We start from the raw sequence: 22,490 nt of genomic DNA, 5'->3' as shown, positions 1-22,490 counted from the left end.
TATTGTGATTATGGGTTCAGCGCAGGTTACCAGCGCTCCATCCACGGGCGCAGATCCAGCTCGAAGGTCCAGGCATCGCGCGGCTGAGCATGCAGGAACCAGTAGCTGTCGGCGATATGCTCGGGGTCGAGAATGCCATCCTGATCCTTCTTGGCGTAGAGCTCGGGAAAGCTGTCGCGAATGAACGCGGTATCGATGGCGCCGTCCACCACCACATGTGCGACATGGATATTCAACGGCCCCAACTCGCGCGCCATGCTCTGCGCCAGCGCGCGGATGCCGTGCTTGGCCCCGGCGAAAGCGGCAAATCCGGCGGCGCCACGCAGGCCGGCCGTAGCGCCGGTGAACAGGATGGTGCCGCGTCCACGGGTGACCATGCGCCTGGCCACCGCCTGGCTGGTGAGAAAGCCGGAGAAGCAGGCCATTTCCCAGATCTTGAAGTACTTGCGTGCGGTTTCATCAAGGATGCTACAGGGCACGTTGGCGCCGATATTGAACACCATCACCTCGATCGGCCCGATGTCACGCTCGATGCTCTCTACCAGTTCAGCCACCTGCTCCTCACGTCGCGCATCGGAAGCAAAACCATGCGCTTCGCCGCCCTCGCTGCGGATTTCTTCCAGCAACGGTTGCAATTTATCGAGGCTGCGCCGGGTGACGCAGGCCACGTAACCCTCACGGGCAAAACGCCGGGCAATGGCGCCGCCGGTGGCATCACCCGCGCCGATGATCAAAGCGACTTTCTTGTTCTCGTTCATGGCTTCCTCTGTTAACTAACGATCGTTAGCTTAACGAACGTTATGATACTATCTCGGGCAGGTCAACCCAGCATAGAACGGAGCCATCCATGCGTTATTCCGCCGAACACAAGGCCGAAACCCGCGAGCGCCTGCTCGCCAGCAGCGGCGCGATTGCCAAGCAGCAAGGTTTTGCCGTGACCGGCGTGGACGCGCTGATGAAAACCATAGGTCTGACCGGCGCAGCCTTCTACAGCCATTTCTCGAGCAAGGACGATTTGTTCGCTGAACTGATCGAACGCGAGCTGCGTAACAGCCTGAGCCGGCTTGGCGGCGAAGCGGGTGACGCCGGGCGCGACAAGCTGCAACGCTGCCTGGCGGCCTATCTCAGCCTGGCGCATGTCGAGCAACCGGATAAAGGTTGCGTGCTGCCTGCCCTGGGCGCGGAGATCGCCCGTGCCGATGAACGCGTGCGGCTGCGTACCGAGCAGCAGATCCTGCAGTTGCAGAACACCTGGGCCGAGATCATCGGCGACCCGCAACTGGCCTGGACGATTCTCGCGCAATGCCTGGGCAGCCTACTGCTGGCGCGCATGATGGCCAGCCAGGAATCGCGCCAGCAGGTGCTCGGCGCCAGCCTGGACATGCTCGAACACACATTGAAGCCTGTCAGCTGAGCGCGGATGCCGTTAACCTAGGCGCGTTCTTCCTGCCAGGATCGATCCATGTCGCACACCCCATCCCCGCTGGTTGGTGAAACCCCGCTGCACGCCGTCGAGGTGCGCATCCTCGGCTGCCTGATCGAAAAGCAGCTGACCACACCGGAAACCTACCCGCTGACGCTCAATGCCGTGCAACTGGCCTGTAACCAGAAGACCAGCCGCGAACCGCTGATGAACCTGGAAACCGGTGAAGTCGGGCGCTATCTGCGCAGCCTCGAAGGTCGCAAGCTGGTGCACCTGGTGATGGGCAGCCGTGCCGACCGCTGGGAACAGCGTTGCGACAAGCAGTTGGAGTTGGTCAAGCCGCAGACGGTATTGCTCGGTCTGCTGCTGTTGCGTGGCCCGCAGACGCTCAATGAGCTGCTCACGCGCAGCAATCGCATGCACGATTTCGACGATGTCGCCGAGGTCCAGCATCAGTTGGAGCGTCTGATCGGTCGCGGTCTGGCGCTTTTGCTACCACGCCAGAGTGGTCAGCGCGAGGATCGCTACATGCATCTGCTGGGCGAATCTGCAGATATGGAAAGCTTGCTGACCAGCCGCCCTGCTGCTCGTGAGGAGGCTGCGGCACCTAACGAAGATCGACTGGTCGAACTGGAAACGCGCATCGCCGCCCTCGAAGAACGTCTGGCGCGCCTGGAAGGCGCGCAGTAACCCAAGGAGCTCATGCATTGAATTTCAAAACTCGTCTCTGCCTCATCCTGGGCGCCACCCTGCTCGCAGCCGGCTGCAGCAGCACCGCCGAGAAACCGACCTCCGCTGCCGCACCCAGTGGCCCGACTCCGGACAGCTGCACCTCGTCCGCCGTCGAGCACCTCAAAGGCAAGACCGCGACGCCCGAACTGCTCGAGCAGGCACGTCAGCAAGCCGGAGCCAGCACAGCTCGTATACTCACACCCGACAGCGTGGTGACCTTGGAATACAATGGTCAACGCCTTAACCTCAATGTCGATGATCAGCGCGTGATCACCCGCGTATCCTGCGGCTGAACTCACAATAGAGTGCGGGTTGCCCTGCGCTCAATTGCCGACAACGCCAACCACCTTTGCACAGGCCAATGCCATGACCTCCCAAGTGGAACCCTGCGCCGAGCTGATGCTGGACAACCAGCTGTGCTTCGCCCTCTATTCCACCTCGCTGATGATGACCAAGACCTACAAGCCGCTGCTGCAGGCGCTTGGTCTCACCTATCCGCAATATCTGGCCATGCTGGTGCTGTGGGAAAACGAGGGCATCACCGTCAGTGAGATCAGCGCACGCATGCTGACCGATCCGGGCTCGTTGACGCCTCTGCTCAAGCGCCTGGAGAGCGAAGGCCTGCTGCAGCGCCAGCGCAGCAGCCAGGACGAACGCGTGGTACAGCTGTACCTGACCGACAAGGGTCGCGCCCTGCACGAGCAGGCCAAGGCACTGCCGGCCTGCATCCTCAAGGCCTCCGGCCTGAGCCTGGAGCAGCTCGCCTCGCTCAAAGAAGAGCTGGTGGAGCTGCGCAGCCACCTGCAGCAAACGCTGTAAGCCAAGCGCTCAGACCGCCCGATCGCGCCTGGAAGCGGTTGGGCGGCCACTAGTCAGCACGCCACCCGTTCGCTTCCAGCGCCTCTATGCCCCGTTACGCCTGCTTATGCTCTGAACTTCCAGGGTTATAGCGAAAAACTCATAAAATTATATTGCGCACAAAATATATTCGAGGCACAGTTCGCTCCATGGAAATAACTTGCGCACTAACAATTGGCGCTAAACTTTCCACGGAGACTCCGCAGTCGTCTCCACCCGCTACCCACCAAAGCCCTGGAGAAACCGATGAAAACCCTGATCGCACTGACCGCCACGCTGATCCTGTCCGCCCCGGTTCTGGCCGACAATGGTCAAGCCAGCCAGAACGGCAAGGGCCTGTACCCCGAAGGCTGAGCGACGCATCCCTACGCACCCCATCGCATCTGAAGAGGAATACCGCCATGACCATCGAAAACGTTCTCTACCGTGCTACCGCTGAAGCCTTCGGCGGCCGTGAGGGCCGCGCCGTCTCCTCCGACGGCGTACTGGACATCGCCCTGACCACGCCGAAGGAATTCCGCGGCGCCGGCGGCAAGGGCACCAACCCGGAACAACTGTTCGCCGCGGCTATTCGGCCTGCTTCCTCGGCGCCCTGAAGTTCATCGCCGCCCGCGACAAGCTGAGCATCCCGGCCGACACCTTTATCGAAGGCACCGTGGGCATCGGTCCGATCCCCACCGGCTTCGGCATCGAAGTGGAGCTGCGCATCAGCCTGCCGGGCCTGGATCGCGAAGCGGCGCAGACCCTGGTGGACCGCGCGCACATCGTCTGCCCCTATTCCAACGCCACCCGCGGCAACATCGACGCCACCTTGACCATCGTCTGCCCCCCAGGGGCGAACGCTGACGGCCAGGCCGTCAGCGGGCCCAAGAGGAGAACACCGCAACCACCCCAGTGTCGCTGCGGCTTGCCGCTGAATATCGCCAAGGTGATTGCCATCGGCGTACCCGCCAGCCCCTGATGCGAAGTGGTCACCGCGAAGATGACCTCTCGCCCACGAGCTGCTGTCCAGCGCCAGCAGCAACCAGAACTACCCCTTGTGAACCTGTCCGGCATCCTGGTGGACACCAAGGTGATGCAGATGAGCGCTCGACAACCTACCGAGCCAGCCCAAGCGGCATTGCCCAGACCAAAGCGCGTCCGGAAAAACGCCGCCGTCTTCACCGCATCAGACTAAAAGGCAAGCCAACTGACGTACGGGCAGATATTCATAGGCCCTGGCAAGGCGGCCGGCTGGCCGGGGTCCATACTCTTCTTACGAGTCAATCGCGCACAACAATAAACGCGAGAAGTAGTGATGAACCTATATCAGCCTGACCCCGTTACCCAGCACAGCGGCCATATCGGCGCTCGTCAGACCCGTGTCGAGGATGCTGCATTGCTGCGTGGCCTGGGCTGCTATGCCGACGATGCGGCCACCCCGCCCGGTACCCTGCACGCGGCCATTGTCCGTTCACCCCATCCCCATGCACGCATCACTGCCGTGGACTTCTCCAAAGCGCTGCTGATGAAAGGCGTGCACGGCGTACTCATCGGTGAGGACATCAAGCGTTGGGCCCAGCCATTCCCGGTCGGCGTGCGCCAGCCGATGGAGCATTGGTGCATCGCCGTGGACAAGGTGCGCTACGTCGGCGAGCCGGTGGCGGTCGTGATCGCCGAGAGCCGTTACCTGGCCGAAGACGCCCTGGAAGGCGTACGTGTCGAATATGAGCCGCTGCCGCCGATCATCGACCCGGAGGCCGCCACCACCGAACAGGCGCCGGTGCTGCATGAGGCAGTCGGCAGCAACGTGGTCAACGAGCGGCATTTCCGCTACGGCGAACCGGAACAAGCCTTCGCGCAGGCGCCGCACCGGGTCTCGCTGAAGGTGAGCTTTCCGCGCAGCTCCTGCACTCCCATCGAATGCTACGTGGTGCTTGCCCAGTACGAACGCGCCACCGGCATCTACGACGTGCTGGCCAACTTCCAGGGACCCTATGCGCTGCACACGGTGATGGCCCGCGCGCTCAACGTGCCGAGCAACCGCCTGCGTCTGCGTACACCGAAAGACTCCGGCGGCAGCTTCGGGATCAAACAGGGCGTGTTCCCCTACGTGGTGATGATGGGACTGGCGGCACGCAAGGTCGGAGCCCCGGTGAAATGGGTTGAAGACCGCCTCGAGCATCTGCAAGGCGCGTCCTCCGCGACCAATCGGGTCACCGAAATCGAGGCGGCGGTGCAGGCCGACGGTCGCATCACCGCCCTGCGCTATGACCAGATCGACGACTGCGGCGCCTACCTGCGCGCACCGGAGCCGGCCACCTTCTACCGCATGCACGGCAACCTCACGGGTGCCTATGCGATTCGTAACCTGCTGGTGCGCAACCGCGTGGTGCTGACCAACAAGACCCCCACCGGCCTAAACCGAGGCTTCGGCGGCCCGCAGGTGTACTTTGCCCTGGAGCGTCTGTTGCAGCATATCGCCGTGCAGCTGGATCTCGATCCGCTGGAGGTGATCCGCCGCAACCTGGTACCGGCCGACGCCTTCCCCTACCGGGCCGCGGCCGGCGCTCTGCTGGATTCCGGCAATTACCAGGCCGGTATCGATTTGGCGGTCAAGGACGGCGGTCTCGACGAGTTACTGCGCCGCCGCGACCAGGCGCGCGGCGAAGGCCGGCTGTACGGCATCGGCTATGCCGCGGTGATCGAACCGTCGATCTCCAACATGGGCTACATCACCACCGCGATGACGCCCGAGGAACGGCGCAAGGCCGGGCCGAAGAACGGTGCGGTGAGCACGGCGACCATCAACGTCGGCCCGCTCGGCGACGTCAGCGTGCACGTCTCCTCGACGCCCCAGGGCCAGGGCCACCAGACCGCGGTGGCGCAGATAGTCGCCGATGTGCTCGGCGTGGCGCTGGAATCGATCGTGGTCAACGTCGAACTGGACACCCAGAAGGATGCCTGGTCGATCGCCTCGGGCAACTATTCCAGCCGCTTCGCCGGCGCGGTGGCTGGGGTGGTTTACCAGGCCGCGCTTAAGGTGCGCGATCGCCTCGCCGCGATCGCAGCCGCGCAACTGCAAGCCAAACCGGAGGACATCCGCTTCGGCGGCGGCAAGATCTTCGTCGCCAACGGCGGTCCTTCTGCAGCCTTTCACCGCATCGCCGGCGCCACCCACTGGACGCCTGGCCTGCTCCCGCAAGGCGAACCGGGCGGCCTGCGCGAGACCGCATTCTGGAGCCCGCCGCAGCTCATGGCGCCGGACGACGACGATCTCATCAATAGCTCGCTGTGCTACGGCTTCGTCTTCGACATCTGTGGCCTGGAGATCGACCGCGTCACTGGCGCGATTCACCTCGACCGCTACGTGACCTGCCACGATGCCGGCCGCCTGCTCAATCCCGCGCTGGTCGACGGACAGATCCGCGGCGGCTTTACCCAGGGGCTTGGCGCGGCGCTGATGGAAGAGTTCGCCTATGGCGAGGACGGCAGCTTCCTCTCTGGCACCTTCGCCGACTACCTGGTGCCCACTGCACCGGAAGTGCTCGAGCCGGTGATCCTGCATCTGGAAACACCGTCGCCGTTTACCCCCTTGGGGGCCAAGGGCGTCGGCGAGGGCAACAACATGAGCACGCCGGTATGCATCGCCAACGCCGTGGCCGATGCCCTCGGCCGCGCCGACATCCGCCTGCCGCTGACCCCCTCGAAGGTGCGCAGCATGATCGGCATCGACGAGCCGCCGCGGCCGGCCGGCATGCTGCAGGACGACGCTTTCGCCGCAGAGTCGGCCGGTGGTTCGGCCCTGCGCGCCAACGATGCGGTGGTGATCCCGGCGCCGCCACAGCAGGTGTTCGACACCCTGCTCGACCCGGCCACCCTGGCGGCGATCATCCCCGGCTGCCATGCCCTTGAGCTGCAGGGCGAGAATCGCTACCGCGCGGACGTCACCGTCGGCGTCGGCATGATCCGCGCACGCTTCGAGGCCAAGGTCGCCTTGAGCGAATTGGATCCACCGCATTCGTTGCGCCTGTCCGGCTCCGGCACCAGCTCCATGGGTTCGGCCGAGGGCCACGCCAGGGTGCGTTTCGTCGCCTTGGAGAACGGTCACACGCGCCTGGAATACCAATACCAGGTCGCCGTCAGCGGCAAGGTCGCCGCGGTCGGCAGCCGCATGATGCAAGGGGCCTCGAAAGTGATCATCGGACAGATTTTCACCCGCCTGTCGCAGCGGGTCAGTGGCCAGGCGATCGCCGCTGGCTGGTGGCCCCGCCTGCGTGCGCTGTTAGCCAGCCTGCTCGGCAAGGGAGGTGCGCAATGAAACCGGCTGCCTTCGATTACGTCCGCGCCGAGAGCCGCCACCAGGTGCTCGAACTGCTCGCCGAGTATGGCGCGGATGCGCGCATCATTGCCGGTGGGCAGTCGCTGATGGCGGTGCTGAACATGCGCCTGGCCCAGCCCAAGCTGCTGATCGACATCAACCAGGTCGCCGACCTGGCCTATATCGAGCTGCGCCAGGATTGCCTGGCGGTTGGCGCGGCGGTGCGCCAGGCGCAACTGCTGGCGCGGCCGACGCTGGTCGACGAGGTGCCGCTGCTGGCCCTGGCGATGCCCTGGATCGGCCACTTCCAGACCCGCAACCGCGGCACCGTGTGCGGTTCGGTGGCCCACGCCGACCCCAGCGCCGAGCTGCCGTTGTGCCTGGTGACCTTAGGCGGCGAGATCGTCCTGGAGTCGAAGAAGGGCAAGCGCGTGGTCAAGGCCGCCGAGTTCTTCCAGGGCATTCTCACCACCGACAAACGCGCCGACGAACTGCTCGTCGAGGTGCGCTTCCCGCTCAAACGCGAAGGCATCGGCTACCGCTTCCGGGAAATCGCCATGCGCCACGGCGACTTCGCCATCGTCTCGCTGGCCGCCTGTGTCGGCATCGACGAGGTGCGCCTGGGCGTCGGCGGGGTCGCCGACCGCCCGGTGATGCGCAGCCTGCCGCGCGGCGCGGCGCTGGCCGACGCGCTCAACGAAACCGCCTGGTCGCTCGACGCCCAGGACGATGTACACGCCAGCGCGGCCTACCGCCGGCAACTGATTCGCGAGCTGGGTCACCGGCTCATCGAAGGAGTCTGAACATGCGCGCAACCGCCGAACAACGTTTTCCCGTCCGTCTCGAGCTCAATGGCCGCTCGCGCGAAGGCCTGGCCGAGCCGCGTACCCAGCTGTGCGATTTCCTGCGCCACGACCTCGGCGCCACCGGCGTCCATGTCGGCTGCGAACACGGCGTCTGCGGCGCCTGCACGGTGCTGGTGGACGGCGTCGCCGTGCGCTCCTGCCTGATGCTCGCCGTGCAGGCCCACGAGCGGCGCATCGAGACAGTCGAATCGCTGGCCGACGACGACACGCTGAGCGACCTGCAACAGGCGTTCCGCCGTCATCACGCCCTGCAGTGCGGTTTCTGCACTGCGGGCATCCTCATGTCCTGCGTGGATTTCCTCGAGCGGCAGCCCGACCCGAGCGAGGCCGAAGTGCGCGACATGCTTTCCGGGCACCTGTGCCGCTGTACCGGTTACACCGGCATTGTCCAGGCAGTGCTGGAAGTGGCTGCCCAACGCCAAACGAACGAAGAGGTACAACAATAATGTTCGATCTCGGACGCAGCTTCCTCGCTGCCACGGAACGCCGCCCGCTGGCCACTGCGGTCAGCGACGGCACGGTGAAAAAAACCTACGAACAGTGGTTCGCCGATATCCAGTGCGCTGCCCACGGCCTCGAGTCACTCGGGCTGGGCAGGGGTGATCGCCTGCTGGTGGCCATGCAGAACCGCTGGCAGATGGCGACCCTGCATTGGGCCTGCCAGTTCGCCGGCATCGTCATGACCCCGCTGAACTGGCGCTCGACTGCCGAGGAGTTGGCCTACTGCATCGAGGATGCGCAGATCCGCGCAGTGGCCTACGACGACGCCACCGTGGCCGCGGTCGCTGCCTGCACGGCCGCGCTCAATCTGCCGCGGATCGCCGCGGGTCAGCGCGCCGCGGACGGCGACCTGAGCTTCGCCGAGCTGTGCGCAGAGGCGCCGACGGCGACCATCCTGCGCGCCACGCCCGAGGATTTCTCCCTGCTGCTCTATACCTCCGGCACCACCAGCAAGCCCAAGGGCGTGCCGCGCCGGCACCGCGCGGAACGCGCCGCGGCGGTCGCCCATGTGGCGCAGAACCTCTATTACCACGGCGAGTGCACCCTCGGCGTGATGCCGCTGTACCACACCATGGGCGTGCGTTCGCTGCTGGCCATGGCGCTGATCGACGGGCATTTCGTCTGCGTGCCGAAGTTCGACGTCGAGGCCACCCTGGAAGCTATCGAACGGGAACAGGTCAGCAACCTGTACCTGGTGCCGACCCTCTATCACATGCTTATCGAGCACCCGGCCTTCGCCCGCGAACGGGTCGCCAGCGTGGAGAAAATCGGCTTCGCCGGCGCACCCATGAGCGACGGGCTGATGCGCCGCGTCGAACAGGCGTTCCAGCCGCAGTTGTTCGTCAACCACTACGGCAGCTCGGAGATCTATACCTTCACCATCGATCAGCAGGCCAGCCGCAAACCTGGCTCCTCGGGGCGTAGCGCGCTAAACCAACGGGTGCGGGTGGTGCCGATCGACGCCGAATCGGCACAGGTGCAAGTCAAGCCCATGGAAGAAGGTCAGATCGTCGCCGACCTGGCCAGCGACGAGGCGTTCGAAGGCTACCTGAACCGCCCCGAAGCCACGGCCAAGGCGTTGCGCGAAGGCTGGTATTTCACCGGTGACACCGGCTATTTCGATGAGGACGGCGACCTGTTTGTCACCGGGCGGGTGGACGACCTGATCATCACCGGCGGCGAGAACATCAGCCCAGTGGAGATCGAGAACGTGCTCTCACTGCACCCCGCCGTCGAGGAAGTGGTGGTGGTCGGTTTGCCGGACGAGCAGTGGGGCAAGATCATCGCCGCCTTCATCAAGCTGCGTGCCGAGGTCAGCGAAAGCGAACTGGATGCCTACTGCATCACCTCCGGCCTGGCCAAGTTCAAGCGGTCGCGGCGTTACCAGTTCATCGACGAAATTCCCAAATCCCCCGTTGGCAAGGTGCTGCGCCGCGTCTTGCTGGCCCAGCACCAGGAACAGGCCCAAAAAGGCTGACTGCTCACTATCCCGAGGACATCCATCATGCAACTGCAAGCGATCCAGCAATTTCTCGAAACCCCGTTCGACGGCTTCCAGGTCGAGGTCAATGCGGCCCGTGAGCGCGCCGACATCATCCTCAACCGCCCGCCGCTGAACGTTATCTCCATGGGCCAGCGCGACCAGCTGCGCCAGGTCTTCGAAGCGCTTGACGCACATCCACAGGTGCGCGTCATCGTGCTGCGCGCGGTGGGCGAGCACTTCTCCAGCGGCGGCGACATCAAGGGCTTCCTCGAGGCTTCGCCGGAGCACGTCTCCAAGCTGGCCTGGAACGTCGCCGCACCGGTGCGCTGCGAGAAGCCGGTGATCGCCGCCAACCGTGGTTACACCTTCGGCGTCGGTTTCGAGCTGTCGCTGGCCTGCGATTTCCGCATCGCCTCGGAGACCACTCGCTACGCATTGCCCGAGCAGAATCTCGGGCAGATCCCCGGCTCCGGTGGTTCGGCGCGCCTGCAGAAGATCATCGGCGTGGCCCGCACCAAGCACATGGTCATGCGCGCCAAGCGCATCAGCGGCGAACAGGCCTACGAGTGGGGCATCGCCACCGAGTGCGTGGCGGACGCCGAGCTGGAAAGCACGGTAGACGCGCTGGTCGATGAACTGCGGCGCTTCTCGCCGCTGGCCCAGCGCACGGCCAAGCGCTTGATCAACGACAACGAAGACGCGCCGCTGAGCGTGGCCATCGAGATGGAAGGCCATTGCTACAGCCGCCTGCGCAGCTCGCATGACTTCAAGGAAGGCGTCGAGGCGTTCCACAGCAAGCGGCCGGCGGTATTCCGCGGCGAGTAACCTTCCCACCGGGGCTTGCCTGCGGCAGGCCTCGGCAGACAACGGCTGTACCGCATTACAACAACAATCGCGGAGAACGGGTCATGCTTAGCAAAAAAGCGAACACTGATACTGCACCACCATCTGGCGCCTCATCGGGCCACTCAATCCGAGAGGCAATCAACCTCAAGTCGGTCAGCGCCGGGGTAGTAGCCGCGCTGTTCGGCTGTTCCGGGCCGGCGCTGATCGTCATCAGCGCCGCCGAAGCCGGCCAATTGAGCGATGGCCAGACGGTTGCCTGGCTATTCGCCATCTACGTGCTCGGCGGACTGATCAGCATCGGCATGGCGCTGCGCTACCGCCAGCCGATCTGCGGCGCTTATTCGATTCCTGGCGCGGCGATCATGATCGCGGCACTTGCCGGTCTGGATTTTCGCCAGGCGGTCGGCGCTTTCATCATGAGCGGCGCGCTGGTCTTGCTGCTCGGCTTGAGCGGGGTGATCGGCAAGTTGATGCGCTGGCTGCCGATGCCCATCGTCATGGCGATGATCGCCGGGGCGATGATTCGCTTCGGCGTCGGTGCGGTAGAAGCGGTCGGCAGCGCTCCGCTGATGGCCGGTCTGGCGGCGCTGACCTTCTTCCTGGTCATGCGCTTCTTCAAGGCGGTGCCGCCGGTGCTGGCTGCCGGGGTGGTGGGCTTCGCCGCGGCCTTGGCTCTGGGCCTGCTGAAACCGGCGGATGTGGATATCGCCTTCGTCATGCCGGCTTTCACCACGCCCATGTTCACCCTGGAGACCTTCTTTGCCATATCGGTGCCGCTGGCGGCGCTGGTAATCGGTGCCGAGAATGCCCAGGCCACCGGTGTGCTGATGGTCGAGGGCTACAAGCCTCCGGTCAATGCGATGACCGTGGTGAGCGGCGTGGGCGGCATGCTGGCCGGGCTGTTGGGCGGGCACAACGCCAATATCGCCGGGCCGATGACGGCGATCTGCAGTTCCGAGCAGGCCGGCGACGATCCGCGTCAACGTTACGGGGCGACCCTGGTCAATGGCGTGCTGTTCGCCCTGTTTGGCGTATTCGCCGGTATCGCCGTGCCGTTCATCCTCGCCTTGCCGCGTGAGTTGATCCTGGTGGTCGCCGGCCTGGCGATGATCGGCGTCTTGCTCAGCGCGTTGCAGCAGGCCTTCCACAAAGACACCGGTTGCCAGATCGGTGCATTTGTCGCCCTGGTGGTGGCCATGAGCAAGTTCAGCCTGTTCGGTATCAGCGCGCCGTTCTGGGCGCTGGTGATCGGCGTGGCGGTGTCCTGGGTGCTCGGCGAGTTGCACCGTGAGCAGGCCGCCTAAAGTCGCGCTGCCGTCGTCGAGTAACGACACACCGCGCACGTCTTAAACGCTGTCCCCCTCAAGAGCTCCCACTGCCACACATGGACCTGCAAGGGCCTGTGGGAGTTCTTTTGCCTAGGGGCTGTTGCCGTTTTTCGATAACCAGTTGATATGTAAGAGAAAACCCGTATCGCCGAAGCTCTAGCCCATCATCGATACGAGTTTACAATGCCCCGATTATTGCTCAGTGATAAGCATTGGTCGAAGCTGCGGGAAGTTCTGCTGAGCAAGGCCATCTACAACAAGCGTGATCGACGAATGACGGTGGAGGGCATGCTGTACCACATGCGCACGGGATGCCCCTGGAGAGATCTACCCGAAGCGTTCGGGAACTGGAATAAGGTCTATAAACGCTTCAATGCGTGGTCCGCAACTGGAAAATGGCTCAAGGTTTTCAAGGCGCTTGTGGCGCAGCCCGACATGGAATGAGTGTTCATTGATGGCAGCTATGCCAAGGCTCACCAACACAGTGCAGGCGCTGCCAGTGGCAACGATGAGGCCATAGGAAAAAGTCGAGCTGGCAATACCAGCACGATTCACCTGGCAGTTAGGGACATAGCCTTTTTTATTCGCTAAGCCGCCCTTGTTTGGACCAAAAGGCAAATCGGCGGACGTAAAGACCAATATTCCATTGGGTTGGCAAGGCGTGCGCCATTGCGTGCCGTAACCTGACCATCCGGCGGACGGCTGATAAAACGCAGCAACGACAAAACGCAGGCGTCACCGGGGATTTCCCGCACCAGCGTATGCCTGGACAAGTGCGAAACGGGCAAGTTCGCCTCTGCTGCCTCCCCTGTGATACCGGCTCTACAAGGTACTGGAAGCATGCGCCATCTCGATCTACAGGTTGTCAGCCAGGCGCTCGACTGGGCCCGTGCCGGTCGTGCATTGTGGTTCTGTACAGTCCTCTCGACCTACGGCTCGGCGCCGCGCGCGCCGGGGGCGATGCTGGTGGCCTGCGCTGCTGGCGAGCATGTCGGCTCGCTCTCCGGCGGTTGTGTCGAGGAAGAGTTCCTCGCCAGCCTGGCCCGTGGCGAGCTGCGCGAGCCGGCGCAGATTGTCCGCTACGGCGACAGCGCCGAGGAGAGTCGGCGCCTGCGTTTGCCCTGCGGTGGGGTGCTGGTGGTGCTGGTGGAACACCGCGCGCCCAGCGCCGAGTGGCTCGAGCACCTGCAAGCCCTGCAGGCGGCCTTGCTCGGTCAGAATCGCCTGGTGCGTCATGTCGACCTTGGCAGTGGTGCGCTGCGTCTGGATCCGGACGCCAGCCAGGGTAGCGAGCGGGTGCACATCGTCGATGAAAGGGTGCGCATTCATGTCGGCCCGGTGCTGCGCCTGATTCTTGCCGGGCTGTCCCCGGTGGCCGAAGCCTGCGCCGCTTTTGCCTGCGCTATCGGCTGCGAGGTGATCGCCTGTGACCCCCGTGAGGAAGTCGGGCACATCGTACTCGACGGCGTAGAGATGCAGCGCGTACTGCCCTCGCTGTTTATCGCTGCTGGCGGCTGCCACGCCGCCACCGCAGTGGTGGCGTTGACCCACGATCCGCGTATCGACGACCTGGCCCTAATGGAGGCGGTGCGCACCCCGGCGTTCTACATTGGCGCCATGGGCTCGCAGGCCACCTCGGCCAAGCGCGCCGAGCGGCTCAAGCGCGTTGGCGGCCTGTCCGACGAGCAGATCACGCGCCTGCACATGCCCATAGGTCTGGATCTGGGCAGTAAGGCGCCGGCGGAAATAGCGCTGGCGGTAATGGCCGATGTCCTGCGCGTATACCACGGCAAGGCGCGTCATGCCTTGTGATCAGGTCATTGCGCTACGACTAAGAAGTACTTGTGCGCCAAGCTGAATTAGTCAAATAATCCTCAGCCGCGCTATCGAGGCTACTCAGGACATCCGGGGTTGTATGGCCAAGATTGCTGTCCAGCGCTGCGGTAACTCGATGGCGATAGCGGTGAGCAAGCGGCGTCCTGCATGAGTGTCGACGTGGAGGATTCAGGTATCCACCAGGATATCGATACGCCTGCCGACCTCCGGCTAACCCCCTCGGGAAAATATTCTAAGACGGCGCAGATAGAACCAAGCGCTGCGGACAACGCTCATCCAGTAGATGAGGGAGAACTGCCTATGTCGGTTGCACAACGCGTATTTCATGGCAATTTCGGCCGAGTTGCCTTGTTGAACATGAATAAACCCTTGGTCATGCATACCCACTCGGAATGCCATGTGCTGGTGAAAGTGGCGGGTGACGACACCTTCTTCAACGTCCGTGGCCGTCAGGTGCCGCTGACCGACCGCAATGTGGTCCTGGTCAACGCCTGGGAACCGCATTATTTCGATTATCAGGCAGGTGCCGGCAATACCTTGATTCTGGCTCTGTACATCGAGCCGGCCTGGCTGGCCACCGCGCAACAGTCGCTCGCCTTGAGCAGTCGTCCAGACTTTTTTGCGCAATCCTCCATGGAACTGAGCACGCAAAACCGCAATCTGGCGGATCGCTTGATTGCTGAAATGCACAGCCCTGGCCTGGTTCCACAAGAGCGTATCGAGTTTTACTTGTTCGACTTCCTCATCCAACTGATCGAAGACTCCTCGCAGTGGCGGCATCTCTGTCGGATGGGCGTTCGTACTGTCAATGACTACCGCGACGCGCGGGTGCGCAAAGGTACCGACTATTTGCTCAATCACCTGGATGACCCGGCGCCAATCGACAATGCGGCCAAAAGCTGTGGTCTGTCGCGCGCGCACTTCTATTCCCTGTTTCGCAAGGACACCGGCATGCCCCCCAACCTGCTGCTCAACGCGGCGAGGATGCGGCGTGCCTTTTCCTGGCTCGACAGTGAGCGCAGTGGCACCCTGGGCTTGCTTTCCGAGTCGTTGGGGTTCTCCGAGCAGGGGCATTTCACGCGTTTCTTCAAGCACCATATCGGCGCCTCGCCGAGCCAGTACCAGCGGGTAGTGGACAGTTACCCGCACTCCTGAGCCATGGATCCTTGGCAATTGCCGGAGCCCAGTGCACAGGGTTCTTGCATTGAAGCGAGTGGCTGCTGCCGGTCGTGGCCGGCCAAAGATGACCAGGGCCGGCGGTGCACACCGCGCTGGATCGTGTCGCCCGAGCGCCGAACAATAGCCTCGAGTAAGCAGCTGAAAAACCAAACCCCGCCACCGTTACCGGTGGCGGGGTTTGGCATTTTCCGTGGGAGGGGCTTTCGGCTCGGGCAATCCTGCTTCGCTCTACCTCCTGCATCCATGCAGTCGTAGCCGCGACAAGAAAAAATCGCCGCTAAAGCGCCTCCCACGGTGATCGTCCTTATACCGCGGTGCGCACCTGCTCCCAGGTCAGATCCAGGCATTTGCGCGCCTTCTCTACCAGCTCATCCACTTCCGTCTGGCTGATCACCAATGGCGGCGCAATGATCATGGTGTCGCCCACCGCGCGCATGATCAGACCGTTGTTGAAGCAGTGGCCACGGCACACCATGCCCACACCCACATCACCGGAGAAGCGCTTGCGCGTGGCCTTGTCCTGCACCAACTCGATGGCACCAAGCATGCCGATGCCGCGCACTTCACCCACCAGCGGGTGATCGGCCAGCTCGCGCAGGCGCTTTTGCAGATAGGGCGCGGTTTCTGCCTTCACCCGCTCGACGATGCCTTCTTCCTTGAGAATGCGCAGGTTCTCCAGGCCCACCGCTGCCGCCACCGGATGGCCGGAATAGGTGAAGCCATGGTTGAAATCGCCGTGCGCCGCGATCACCTCGAACACCTTGTCGCTGACGATCAGCCCGCCCATCGGCACGTAGCCGCTGGTAAGCCCCTTGGCGATGGTCATCAGGTCAGGTTTGAGGTCGTAATACTGACTGCCGAACCATTCGCCGGTACGGCCGAAACCGCAGATCACTTCGTCGGCGACGAAGAGAATGTCGTACTTGCCGAGGATTTCCTTGATGCGTGGCCAGTAGCTGTCCGGCGGGATGATCACACCGCCAGCGCCCTGGATCGGCTCGGCAATGAACGCCGCGACATTATCTTCACCCAGCTCGAGAATCTTCTTCTCCAACTGGTCAGCGGCCCAGATGCCGAAGGCCGCCGGGCTCATGTCGCCACCTTCACCGAACCAGTACGGCTGCGGGATATGGGCGATGCCCGGAATCGGCAGGTCACCCTGCTCGTGCATGAACTTCATGCCGCCGAGGCTAGCCCCGGCCACGGTGGAGCCGTGGTAGCCGTTGTCGCGGCCGATGATGATTTTCTTGTTCGGCTGGCCTTTGCATGCCCAGTAGTGGCGTACCAGACGCAGCATCGTGTCGTTGCCTTCCGAGCCCGAGCCGGTGAAGAACACGTGGTTCATGCCGGCCGGCGCCAGCTGGGCAATTGCATGGGCCAACTCCAGCACCGGTGGATGGGCGGTCTGGAAGAAGGTGTTGTAGAACGGCAACTGGCGCATCTGCGTAGCGGCAGCTTCGACCAGCTCCTCGCGGCCATAGCCGACGGCCACGCACCACAGGCCGGCCATGCCATCGAGGATCTTGTTGCCCTCGCTGTCCCACAGGTGCACACCCTTTGCTTCAGTGATGATGCGCGGGCCCTTCTCGGCCAGTTGCTTGTAATCACTGAACGGCGCCAGGTGGTGGGCCTGGCTGAGGGCTTGCCAGTGGGCGGTCTTGGGGTTGTTCACGGCGTTATTCATGGCGCCTCCTTCTATCCGTGACATCACAGGTACCAGCGGTATTCGCGCGGGCTGATGTCGTGCATGAAGGCCAGGTGATCCTGGCGTTTGTTCTCGCAATAGACCATGACGAACTCGCTGCCGAGACCAGCGGCGACACGCTCGCTGGCCTGCATGCAGCGCACGGCGTCGAGCATGTCCTTGGGAAAGTCGACGCCGCTTTCGCGGTCGTCATTCAGGGGGGCGATGGGCTCGACCTTGGCGTCGAGGCCATGCTCGATACTGGTCAGCAATGCCGCCAGCACCAGATAGGGGTTGGCATCGGCGCCCGGCAGGCGGAACTCCAGACGCAGGTTGCGCGCATCCGACTCGGGGATGCGTACGCAGGCGTCACGGTCCTCGAAACCCCAACTGGCCTTGCTCGCCGAGTTCACCTGGGCACCGAAGCGGCGATAGCTATTGTGGTTCGGCGCGTAGATCGGCATCAGCTCCGGCAGCAGTTCCAGGCAGCCGGCCACGGCATGCCGCAGCGGGCGCTGCTCGTCACACGCCAGCAGGTTGTCACCGGCTTCGTCGTAGAGGCTGACGTGGATGTGCATGCCACTACCCGGATACTGCAGGTACGGTTTGGCCATGAAGCTGGCGCGATGGCCGTATTTGAGCGCCACGCCACGGGTCAGCCGGCAGAACAGCGCCGACCAGTCGGCCGCCTGCATCGGGTCGGTGTTGTGGCTGAAGTTGATCTCGAACTGCCCCGGGCCGATCTCGGCGGTGATCACCGTGGTATCGATGCCCTGCAGGCGTGCGGTCTCGGTGATGTCGTCGAGCACGTCGGAAAAACGCGACAGCCGCTCGATGTGCATGTTCGGCTGGTCGTCGGCATCGCCGCTGAGGTCGTCGCGCGGGTACTGCGGCAAGCCGTCCTTGAGCGCCTTGTCGAACAGGTAGAACTCCAGCTCGAAGGCCACCACCGGGCGAATGCCGCGTGCGGCCAGACGCTGCACCACGCGCGCCAGCACCTCGCGCGGTTCGAATTCGATGGGCGCTTCGGTGCCGTCGGAGCTGATCAGCATCTGCCCCAACGGCTGGCGCTCCCAGTTCACCAGCTTGAGCGTGCCGGGAATCAGGCGCCGTGGCGCGTCCGGGTCGCCGTCATGAAAGCAGTAGTCGCCGATCTCGTAGAGACCGCCCTGAGCACCGAGCAGCACGCAGTTCTGCGGTAGCTTCAGGGCGCTGCCGGCAGCGACCTTTTCCAGCATCTCGATGGGGTAGCGCTTGCCATAGAAATGTCCGGGAATATCCAGGCAGATCAGGTCGACGAAGCGCACCTCTGGGTGGGCCTGGCGGAATTGGCGGACTTCGTCGAGCAGCTCGACTCGGGTGACGTTCATTGGAGTTATGTCCGGTTCACGGTAAGGGTCAGGTGTAGATCCACAGCACACGCGCTGGCGTTTCGCCCTGGTTGGCGTAGCGCAAACGCGCGTAGCTCGGGACCTGGAAGGCATCGCCGGGATACAGCGTGGCACTTTCTTCGTCCTCGCCCAGCCATAGCGTCAGCTGGCCGTCGAGTACGTAGCCGGCCTGTTCCGAGCGGTCGCTCATCTGCCGCTCGCCACTGCTGGCCCCCGGTTCGAGCAGGCTATCGACGACCATGAACGCGCCCTGCAAGGTCGGCGACGCCATGATGTCGGTGATGCCACCGGCCAGGTACAGGGTGCGGCGCTCGTCCGGACGAGTCACCCAGTCCAGCGCCTTGGGCTTGGGCAGGCTGTAGAAATAGGTGGTGGGTACGTCGAGTGCCTCACTGATGGCGGTCAGATCTTCCACGGTCGGGCGCGACAGGCCACGCTCGACCTGCGAGAGAAAGCCCACGGAACGACCGATGCGCTCGGCCAGCTCGTTGAGGGTGACCTTCTTGTGCTTACGCAGGTCGTGAATGAGCACGGCCAGCGCGGCCATCTCCAGATTCTTGTCCATGTCAGGGCTGTCCATTTCAGAAGCTGTCCCTCAGTCGATACCAGGCCTTGCCGATGGCCTCGAGCGGTGCCGCCAGGCGCTCGCCGAATAGGAATTCGGGATTGCGTAGTTGCTGATACAGCGCCAGTTCGTCGTCATTGCCGAGAATGGCATCACTGACTGCCCGCGCTGCCGCCAGGGTCGGCAGCACACCATGCCCGGAAAAGCCCTGCAGCCAGTAACGGCCGTTCTCGCCACCGATATCCGGCGTGCGCGCACGGGTGATATCGATATGCCCGCCCCATGCAAAGTCGATGGCCACGCCTGACAACTGCGGGAATACACGCTCGAGGAATGGCCGCGTGGCAGCAGCGATGTCCTTTGGCAAACCGCCGAGGTATGTGCAGCCCCCGCCGAACAGCAGACGGTGATCCGGCGTACGGCGGAAGTAATCGAGGACGAACTGGTTGTCGGTGACGCAGGCATTGCGCGGCAGCAAGGCCTCGGCGCGCTCCGCACCTAGCGGCGCGGTGGCGATCTGGTAGGTGCCGACCGGCAGGATGCGCCGGGCCAGACGGGGCTCCAGGCTGTCGACATAGGTGTTGCAGGCCAGCACCAGGTTATCGGCCTGCACACTGCCCTGCCCGGTACGCACACGGTAGCCCGTGCCCTGCTTGTCCTGACTCAGCACACGGCTCTGCTCGAAGATCTGCCCACCGGCGCGAACGAAGGCTTCGGCCAGCCCGAGCGCCAACTTGAGCGGATTGAGATGCCCGGCCTCGGGGTCGTAGAGGCCAGCGCGGTAACGCTCGCTGGCGACCCACTCCGGCATCTGCTCACGAGAGACGAACTGCAGCGCGCGGTGCCCCCACTTATAGGCGGCCTCTTCCTGCCATTCATGCAACAGCGCCACGCGGCGCGGCAGCACCGCCGTCCACAGATGGCCACGTCGGTAATCGCAGTCGAAGCCATGGCGCTGGGGCAGTTCACGCAGCTCACGGGCGGCCCAGCTCATGCCATCCCAAAGACGGCGGGCGCGTTCGATGCCCAGCGCCTTTTCCAGCGGCGGCATATCGCAGGACCAGCCCAGAATCGCCTGCCCGCCGTTGCGCCCAGAGGCTGCCCAGGCCACACGACTGGCCTCCAGCAGAATGGCCTTGCGCCCTGCTTCGGCCAGGCGCAAAGCAGTGTGCAGGCCACTGAAACCAGCACCGATCACCAGCACATCGCACTGCAGATCATCTTGCAGCACGGGATGATGCGTCAGTCGATCCTTGCAGCTATGGGCGTAATAGCTGTCGACGTGCTCACTGGCGTGGCGAAACATAAATGGCTCATGAAATTTTTAATAATTAATTTCATGAAAATCTATAGAGATAAATTCACAAAGGCAAGTCTGAGCGACTCAGGCGACCTGCTGCAGCAACTCCATACCGCATTCGAGATGGGTGAACAGCCCTTCATCTATCGCCTGGGCCAAAACCCGACGCAGGCTGCGGATTCCACTCGGTCATACGCAGATAGCGCGGATCCGCTTCCTCGCCAGCATCACGAAACAAAAAACCAGTCTCATCCGCCTCAGCTGTTGCTGAGTCGAACAGCAAATCGAAGTGCAAAATGCGCCCGTTGAAACGATGTCGAAGCACCGAGTACAACGTTTGCAAGCGTTGCTGACCGTCATATACCAGAGCCTTGGCTGCGCCCCACCGCCCCTCATCTACCTGACGCGCATAGTGGCCTGGTAGGTAATCCTGGACGAAATAGCGATACGGCACCTTCTGATCCGTTTCCCAGAGTACTACGCCTCCAATCGGGTAGCACTGGAGTAAGGAGTCGAGCAGAAAGACTACGAAGAGCTTCCCGCTGGCCAGAAGTATTCCGGCACTCGCCCGGTCAACACGCGAGTCCAGTGCGCTCTGTGGATCTGCCTGAGCACCCTATGTCGTATCGGCGAACTGCTTAAGGCCGAGTGGCGCTACCTGGACCTGAAGAAAGGCACCTGGTTCATCCCTGCCGAGGCTACCAAAGGCCATAAAGGCAAACGTCAGGATCACCATGTGTTCCTATCAGCTTTTTCCATCGCGCAGTTCCCGCGACTGCAGAAAGAAACCGGTAATACACCGTTCTGCTTCCCCAGCAAGGACGGTAAAAGCCACGTTGATACCAAGACTGTCAGCAAGCTAATCGGAGACCGGCAGTGCCGGTTCAAAAACCGTACCAAGCCTTTGGCTGGCCGACATCATGACGACTCACTGGTACTGAGCAAGGGCATAAAGGGCGAATGGACACCACACGACCTGCGTCGCACAGGTGCAACCATGATGCAGGAGCTCGGTGTCACGCTGGAAATCATTGATCGCTGCCAGAACCACCTGCTGGGTGGCTCCAAGGTACGCCGGCATTACCTGCACCACGATTACGCCAAGGAAAAGACCGAAGCATGGCGGTTATTGGGAGAGAGGCTGGAGTCGATTCTTGCCGGGAGCCCGAAAGCTGCTGTCCAGCCTCAGTAGCCAGCTTCTTTTTGATGGCGAAAGGCCAAGACATAGGCGGTGTCATCTGCACGCTCATAGCGGTACAACGCTACGTAACCTGAGTCACCAAATTCGATGATGAGCTCACGCAGCTCCGGCAGATCTGGAAATGGACGCCCTACTTCCGGACTTTCCTCCAATCGAGCGAATTGGCGCTCGATTGCCTGTGCAACACGGCGCGCGACCTGCGGATCTTTGTCTGAGAGGAATCGCCGGCAACGCTCCAAGCCCTTCGCCGCGCCTTCAGTAACAATCAATCGTGGCACTTGGGAAGCTCTACCTCAGTATCTGTTCCCCAGCTACCGAGCCAGGCCCGAGTTTCTTGGCTGGTCAAATGCCGTCCGGTTTCCTGATATGCCGCCCACGATGCCAGGGCTTCCTGCTTGAAGCTCTCACGGGCCTCCTCACGCTCGACGTACTGGGTGATTGCCTCGCGCATGATCCAGTGAGACGAGCGCTGGCGTTGGCTCGCCAACTGCAGAATGCGGCCTTTTAGCTTGTCATCAATTTTGATGGAAGTGGCCATGGTTAGCCCTCTTTATCTAAAGGTATTACCTTTTAATAAGGTAGCAGCAGTCGTGAAAGCTGTCTATCCGATGCTCACAAACAGATCACGATGCTGGAGGTTCGACCGGGTCACTCGCACCGGTATAGCTGAGTCATCTTCAGCATCTTGGTACGAGCGCTTTCATTAAAACCTAAACCAGACGCCCCCCCGAAAGGGGCAGTTTCAGTCTCGAAACCGGCAATGCGTGAATCTACGCAGTGCAGCGGATACTTCGCTGGCCAACAAGCCGGGAATCATGAACGCTGCTAACACGCTACGCGATTCAAAAATATTTCAGACCTTTATTACCCATGGTATTCACCTGCCAGCAGCCTGACCTTCAGGATGGGCCAATACTGTTTCACGTAGCCTGCCAAGTCGGCGACCGTCATGCCATCGGCACCCGGCGCCCCCTTGTTGCTGACCACGCGCTGATAC

At 62.8% G+C, this 22,490-nt stretch carries 20 protein-coding genes and 3 pseudogenes; 15 read left to right on the top strand and 8 right to left on the bottom strand.

Annotated elements, in window-relative coordinates:
* Positions 1-26 precede the first annotated feature (26 nt).
* Positions 27-758, bottom strand: a complete 732-nt coding sequence (locus PSOLE_RS11865) for an SDR family oxidoreductase (RefSeq protein ID WP_003461306.1) — start codon at positions 756-758, stop codon at positions 27-29.
* An 89-nt stretch (positions 759-847) separates the two neighbouring features.
* Here PSOLE_RS11865 and PSOLE_RS11860 point away from each other — a divergent pair, with 89 nt between their 5' ends.
* From PSOLE_RS11860 to PSOLE_RS11795, 14 genes and pseudogenes are all read left to right on the top strand, one after another.
* Positions 848-1,414 (top strand): TetR/AcrR family transcriptional regulator, encoded by a 567-nt coding sequence (locus PSOLE_RS11860; protein WP_003461303.1) that lies wholly within the window; start codon positions 848-850, stop codon positions 1,412-1,414.
* A gap of 48 nt (positions 1,415-1,462) precedes the next feature.
* On the top strand, positions 1,463-2,113 hold the full coding sequence (locus PSOLE_RS11855) for a YceH family protein (protein WP_074860630.1): 651 nt from the start codon (positions 1,463-1,465) through the stop codon (positions 2,111-2,113).
* 17 nt (positions 2,114-2,130) lie between these two features.
* Positions 2,131-2,448, top strand: a complete 318-nt coding sequence (locus PSOLE_RS11850) for an I78 family peptidase inhibitor (RefSeq protein ID WP_003461298.1) — start codon at positions 2,131-2,133, stop codon at positions 2,446-2,448.
* 73 nt (positions 2,449-2,521) lie between these two features.
* The gene (locus tag PSOLE_RS11845) at positions 2,522-2,974 is read left to right on the top strand and encodes a MarR family winged helix-turn-helix transcriptional regulator (protein WP_003461296.1); all 453 of its coding nucleotides are present in this window, start codon (positions 2,522-2,524) and stop codon (positions 2,972-2,974) included.
* A 440-nt stretch (positions 2,975-3,414) separates the two neighbouring features.
* Positions 3,415-3,836 (top strand): annotated as a pseudogene (locus PSOLE_RS11840) (organic hydroperoxide resistance protein); the annotation flags it as partial.
* A 474-nt stretch (positions 3,837-4,310) separates the two neighbouring features.
* The gene (locus PSOLE_RS11835; protein ID WP_074860628.1) at positions 4,311-7,313 is read left to right on the top strand and encodes a xanthine dehydrogenase family protein molybdopterin-binding subunit; all 3,003 of its coding nucleotides are present in this window, start codon (positions 4,311-4,313) and stop codon (positions 7,311-7,313) included.
* The gene (locus PSOLE_RS11830; RefSeq protein ID WP_003461288.1) at positions 7,310-8,116 is read left to right on the top strand and encodes an FAD binding domain-containing protein; all 807 of its coding nucleotides are present in this window, start codon (positions 7,310-7,312) and stop codon (positions 8,114-8,116) included. Before PSOLE_RS11835 ends, PSOLE_RS11830 begins: the two co-directional genes overlap by 4 nt.
* Before the next feature lie 2 nt (positions 8,117-8,118).
* The gene (locus PSOLE_RS11825; RefSeq protein ID WP_003461286.1) at positions 8,119-8,625 is read left to right on the top strand and encodes a (2Fe-2S)-binding protein; all 507 of its coding nucleotides are present in this window, start codon (positions 8,119-8,121) and stop codon (positions 8,623-8,625) included.
* Positions 8,625-10,157, top strand: coding sequence for an AMP-binding protein (locus PSOLE_RS11820; RefSeq protein ID WP_074860626.1), 1,533 nt, complete (start codon positions 8,625-8,627; stop codon positions 10,155-10,157). Before PSOLE_RS11825 ends, PSOLE_RS11820 begins: the two co-directional genes overlap by 1 nt.
* Before the next feature lie 27 nt (positions 10,158-10,184).
* Positions 10,185-10,988, top strand: a complete 804-nt coding sequence (locus PSOLE_RS11815) for an enoyl-CoA hydratase/isomerase family protein (RefSeq protein ID WP_074860624.1) — start codon at positions 10,185-10,187, stop codon at positions 10,986-10,988.
* Between the two features lie 83 nt (positions 10,989-11,071).
* Positions 11,072-12,313 carry a benzoate/H(+) symporter BenE family transporter gene (locus PSOLE_RS11810; RefSeq protein ID WP_074860622.1) on the top strand — a complete coding sequence of 414 codons (1,242 nt, stop codon included), beginning with the start codon at positions 11,072-11,074 and terminating at the stop codon, positions 12,311-12,313.
* Positions 12,314-12,520: 207 nt separating this feature from the next.
* Positions 12,521-12,901, top strand: a pseudogene (locus PSOLE_RS11805) (IS5 family transposase); the annotation flags it as partial.
* A 276-nt stretch (positions 12,902-13,177) separates the two neighbouring features.
* A complete protein-coding gene (locus tag PSOLE_RS11800) occupies positions 13,178-14,149 on the top strand; it encodes an XdhC family protein (protein ID WP_003461270.1) in 972 nt (323 codons plus the stop codon).
* 324 nt (positions 14,150-14,473) lie between these two features.
* Positions 14,474-15,328, top strand: coding sequence for a helix-turn-helix transcriptional regulator (locus PSOLE_RS11795; protein WP_074860620.1), 855 nt, complete (start codon positions 14,474-14,476; stop codon positions 15,326-15,328).
* Positions 15,329-15,656: 328 nt separating this feature from the next.
* Here the strand turns inward: PSOLE_RS11795 and PSOLE_RS11790 are convergent, their stop codons facing one another.
* From PSOLE_RS11790 to PSOLE_RS11765, 5 genes are all read right to left on the bottom strand, one after another.
* Positions 15,657-17,036 carry an aspartate aminotransferase family protein gene (locus PSOLE_RS11790; protein ID WP_074860618.1) on the bottom strand — a complete coding sequence of 460 codons (1,380 nt, stop codon included), beginning with the start codon at positions 17,034-17,036 and terminating at the stop codon, positions 15,657-15,659.
* A gap of 23 nt (positions 17,037-17,059) precedes the next feature.
* Positions 17,060-18,406, bottom strand: a complete 1,347-nt coding sequence (locus PSOLE_RS11785; protein ID WP_074860614.1) for a glutamine synthetase family protein — start codon at positions 18,404-18,406, stop codon at positions 17,060-17,062.
* A 28-nt stretch (positions 18,407-18,434) separates the two neighbouring features.
* On the bottom strand, positions 18,435-18,992 hold the full coding sequence (locus PSOLE_RS11780; protein WP_074860635.1) for a helix-turn-helix domain-containing protein: 558 nt from the start codon (positions 18,990-18,992) through the stop codon (positions 18,435-18,437).
* Positions 18,993-19,008: 16 nt separating this feature from the next.
* Positions 19,009-20,298, bottom strand: a complete 1,290-nt coding sequence (locus tag PSOLE_RS11775; RefSeq protein WP_074860612.1) for an NAD(P)/FAD-dependent oxidoreductase — start codon at positions 20,296-20,298, stop codon at positions 19,009-19,011.
* Positions 20,299-20,431: 133 nt separating this feature from the next.
* Complete coding sequence (locus PSOLE_RS11765; RefSeq protein ID WP_242408933.1) at positions 20,432-20,782, bottom strand: DUF262 domain-containing protein; 351 nt, start codon at positions 20,780-20,782, stop codon at positions 20,432-20,434.
* Between the two features lie 27 nt (positions 20,783-20,809).
* Here PSOLE_RS11765 and PSOLE_RS11760 point away from each other — a divergent pair.
* Positions 20,810-21,484, top strand: a pseudogene (locus PSOLE_RS11760) (site-specific integrase); the annotation flags it as partial.
* On the opposite strand, the gene PSOLE_RS11755 reads toward PSOLE_RS11760, so the two are convergent.
* Both PSOLE_RS11755 and PSOLE_RS11750 read right to left on the bottom strand, forming a co-directional pair.
* Positions 21,478-21,771 carry a type II toxin-antitoxin system RelE/ParE family toxin gene (locus tag PSOLE_RS11755; protein ID WP_003461247.1) on the bottom strand — a complete coding sequence of 98 codons (294 nt, stop codon included), beginning with the start codon at positions 21,769-21,771 and terminating at the stop codon, positions 21,478-21,480. The pseudogene PSOLE_RS11760 and the gene PSOLE_RS11755 sit on opposite strands and share 7 nt — an antisense overlap.
* Complete coding sequence (locus PSOLE_RS11750) at positions 21,759-22,031, bottom strand: CopG family ribbon-helix-helix protein (RefSeq protein ID WP_003461245.1); 273 nt, start codon at positions 22,029-22,031, stop codon at positions 21,759-21,761. The genes PSOLE_RS11755 and PSOLE_RS11750 overlap by 13 nt, the downstream gene beginning before the upstream one ends.
* Positions 22,032-22,490 lie beyond the last annotated feature (459 nt).

The organism is Pseudomonas oleovorans subsp. oleovorans (assembly GCF_002197815.1).
Lineage (GTDB): Bacteria > Pseudomonadota > Gammaproteobacteria > Pseudomonadales > Pseudomonadaceae > Aquipseudomonas > Aquipseudomonas oleovorans.
This window is presented reverse-complemented; position numbering and strand designations above follow the sequence as displayed.

Excerpts from the sequence above, each read along its gene's own strand:
- PSOLE_RS11860 (WP_003461303.1), top strand. The coding sequence starts at position 848 with ATGCGTTATTCCGCCGAACACAAGGCCGAAACCCGCGAGCGCCTGCTC.
- PSOLE_RS11865 (WP_003461306.1), bottom strand. The coding sequence starts at position 758 with ATGAACGAGAACAAGAAAGTCGCTTTGATCATCGGCGCGGGTGATGCC.
- PSOLE_RS11750 (WP_003461245.1), bottom strand. The coding sequence starts at position 22,031 with ATGGCCACTTCCATCAAAATTGATGACAAGCTAAAAGGCCGCATTCTG.
- PSOLE_RS11795 (WP_074860620.1), top strand. The coding sequence starts at position 14,474 with ATGTCGGTTGCACAACGCGTATTTCATGGCAATTTCGGCCGAGTTGCC.
- PSOLE_RS11820 (WP_074860626.1), top strand. The coding sequence starts at position 8,625 with ATGTTCGATCTCGGACGCAGCTTCCTCGCTGCCACGGAACGCCGCCCG.
- PSOLE_RS11835 (WP_074860628.1), top strand. The coding sequence starts at position 4,311 with ATGAACCTATATCAGCCTGACCCCGTTACCCAGCACAGCGGCCATATC.
- PSOLE_RS11855 (WP_074860630.1), top strand. The coding sequence starts at position 1,463 with ATGTCGCACACCCCATCCCCGCTGGTTGGTGAAACCCCGCTGCACGCC.
- PSOLE_RS11800 (WP_003461270.1), top strand. The coding sequence starts at position 13,178 with ATGCGCCATCTCGATCTACAGGTTGTCAGCCAGGCGCTCGACTGGGCC.
- PSOLE_RS11775 (WP_074860612.1), bottom strand. The coding sequence starts at position 20,298 with ATGTTTCGCCACGCCAGTGAGCACGTCGACAGCTATTACGCCCATAGC.
- PSOLE_RS11810 (WP_074860622.1), top strand. The coding sequence starts at position 11,072 with ATGCTTAGCAAAAAAGCGAACACTGATACTGCACCACCATCTGGCGCC.
- PSOLE_RS11780 (WP_074860635.1), bottom strand. The coding sequence starts at position 18,992 with ATGGACAAGAATCTGGAGATGGCCGCGCTGGCCGTGCTCATTCACGAC.
- PSOLE_RS11845 (WP_003461296.1), top strand. The coding sequence starts at position 2,522 with ATGACCTCCCAAGTGGAACCCTGCGCCGAGCTGATGCTGGACAACCAG.
- PSOLE_RS11825 (WP_003461286.1), top strand. The coding sequence starts at position 8,119 with ATGCGCGCAACCGCCGAACAACGTTTTCCCGTCCGTCTCGAGCTCAAT.
- PSOLE_RS11785 (WP_074860614.1), bottom strand. The coding sequence starts at position 18,406 with ATGAACGTCACCCGAGTCGAGCTGCTCGACGAAGTCCGCCAATTCCGC.
- PSOLE_RS11830 (WP_003461288.1), top strand. The coding sequence starts at position 7,310 with ATGAAACCGGCTGCCTTCGATTACGTCCGCGCCGAGAGCCGCCACCAG.
- PSOLE_RS11790 (WP_074860618.1), bottom strand. The coding sequence starts at position 17,036 with ATGAATAACGCCGTGAACAACCCCAAGACCGCCCACTGGCAAGCCCTC.
- PSOLE_RS11815 (WP_074860624.1), top strand. The coding sequence starts at position 10,185 with ATGCAACTGCAAGCGATCCAGCAATTTCTCGAAACCCCGTTCGACGGC.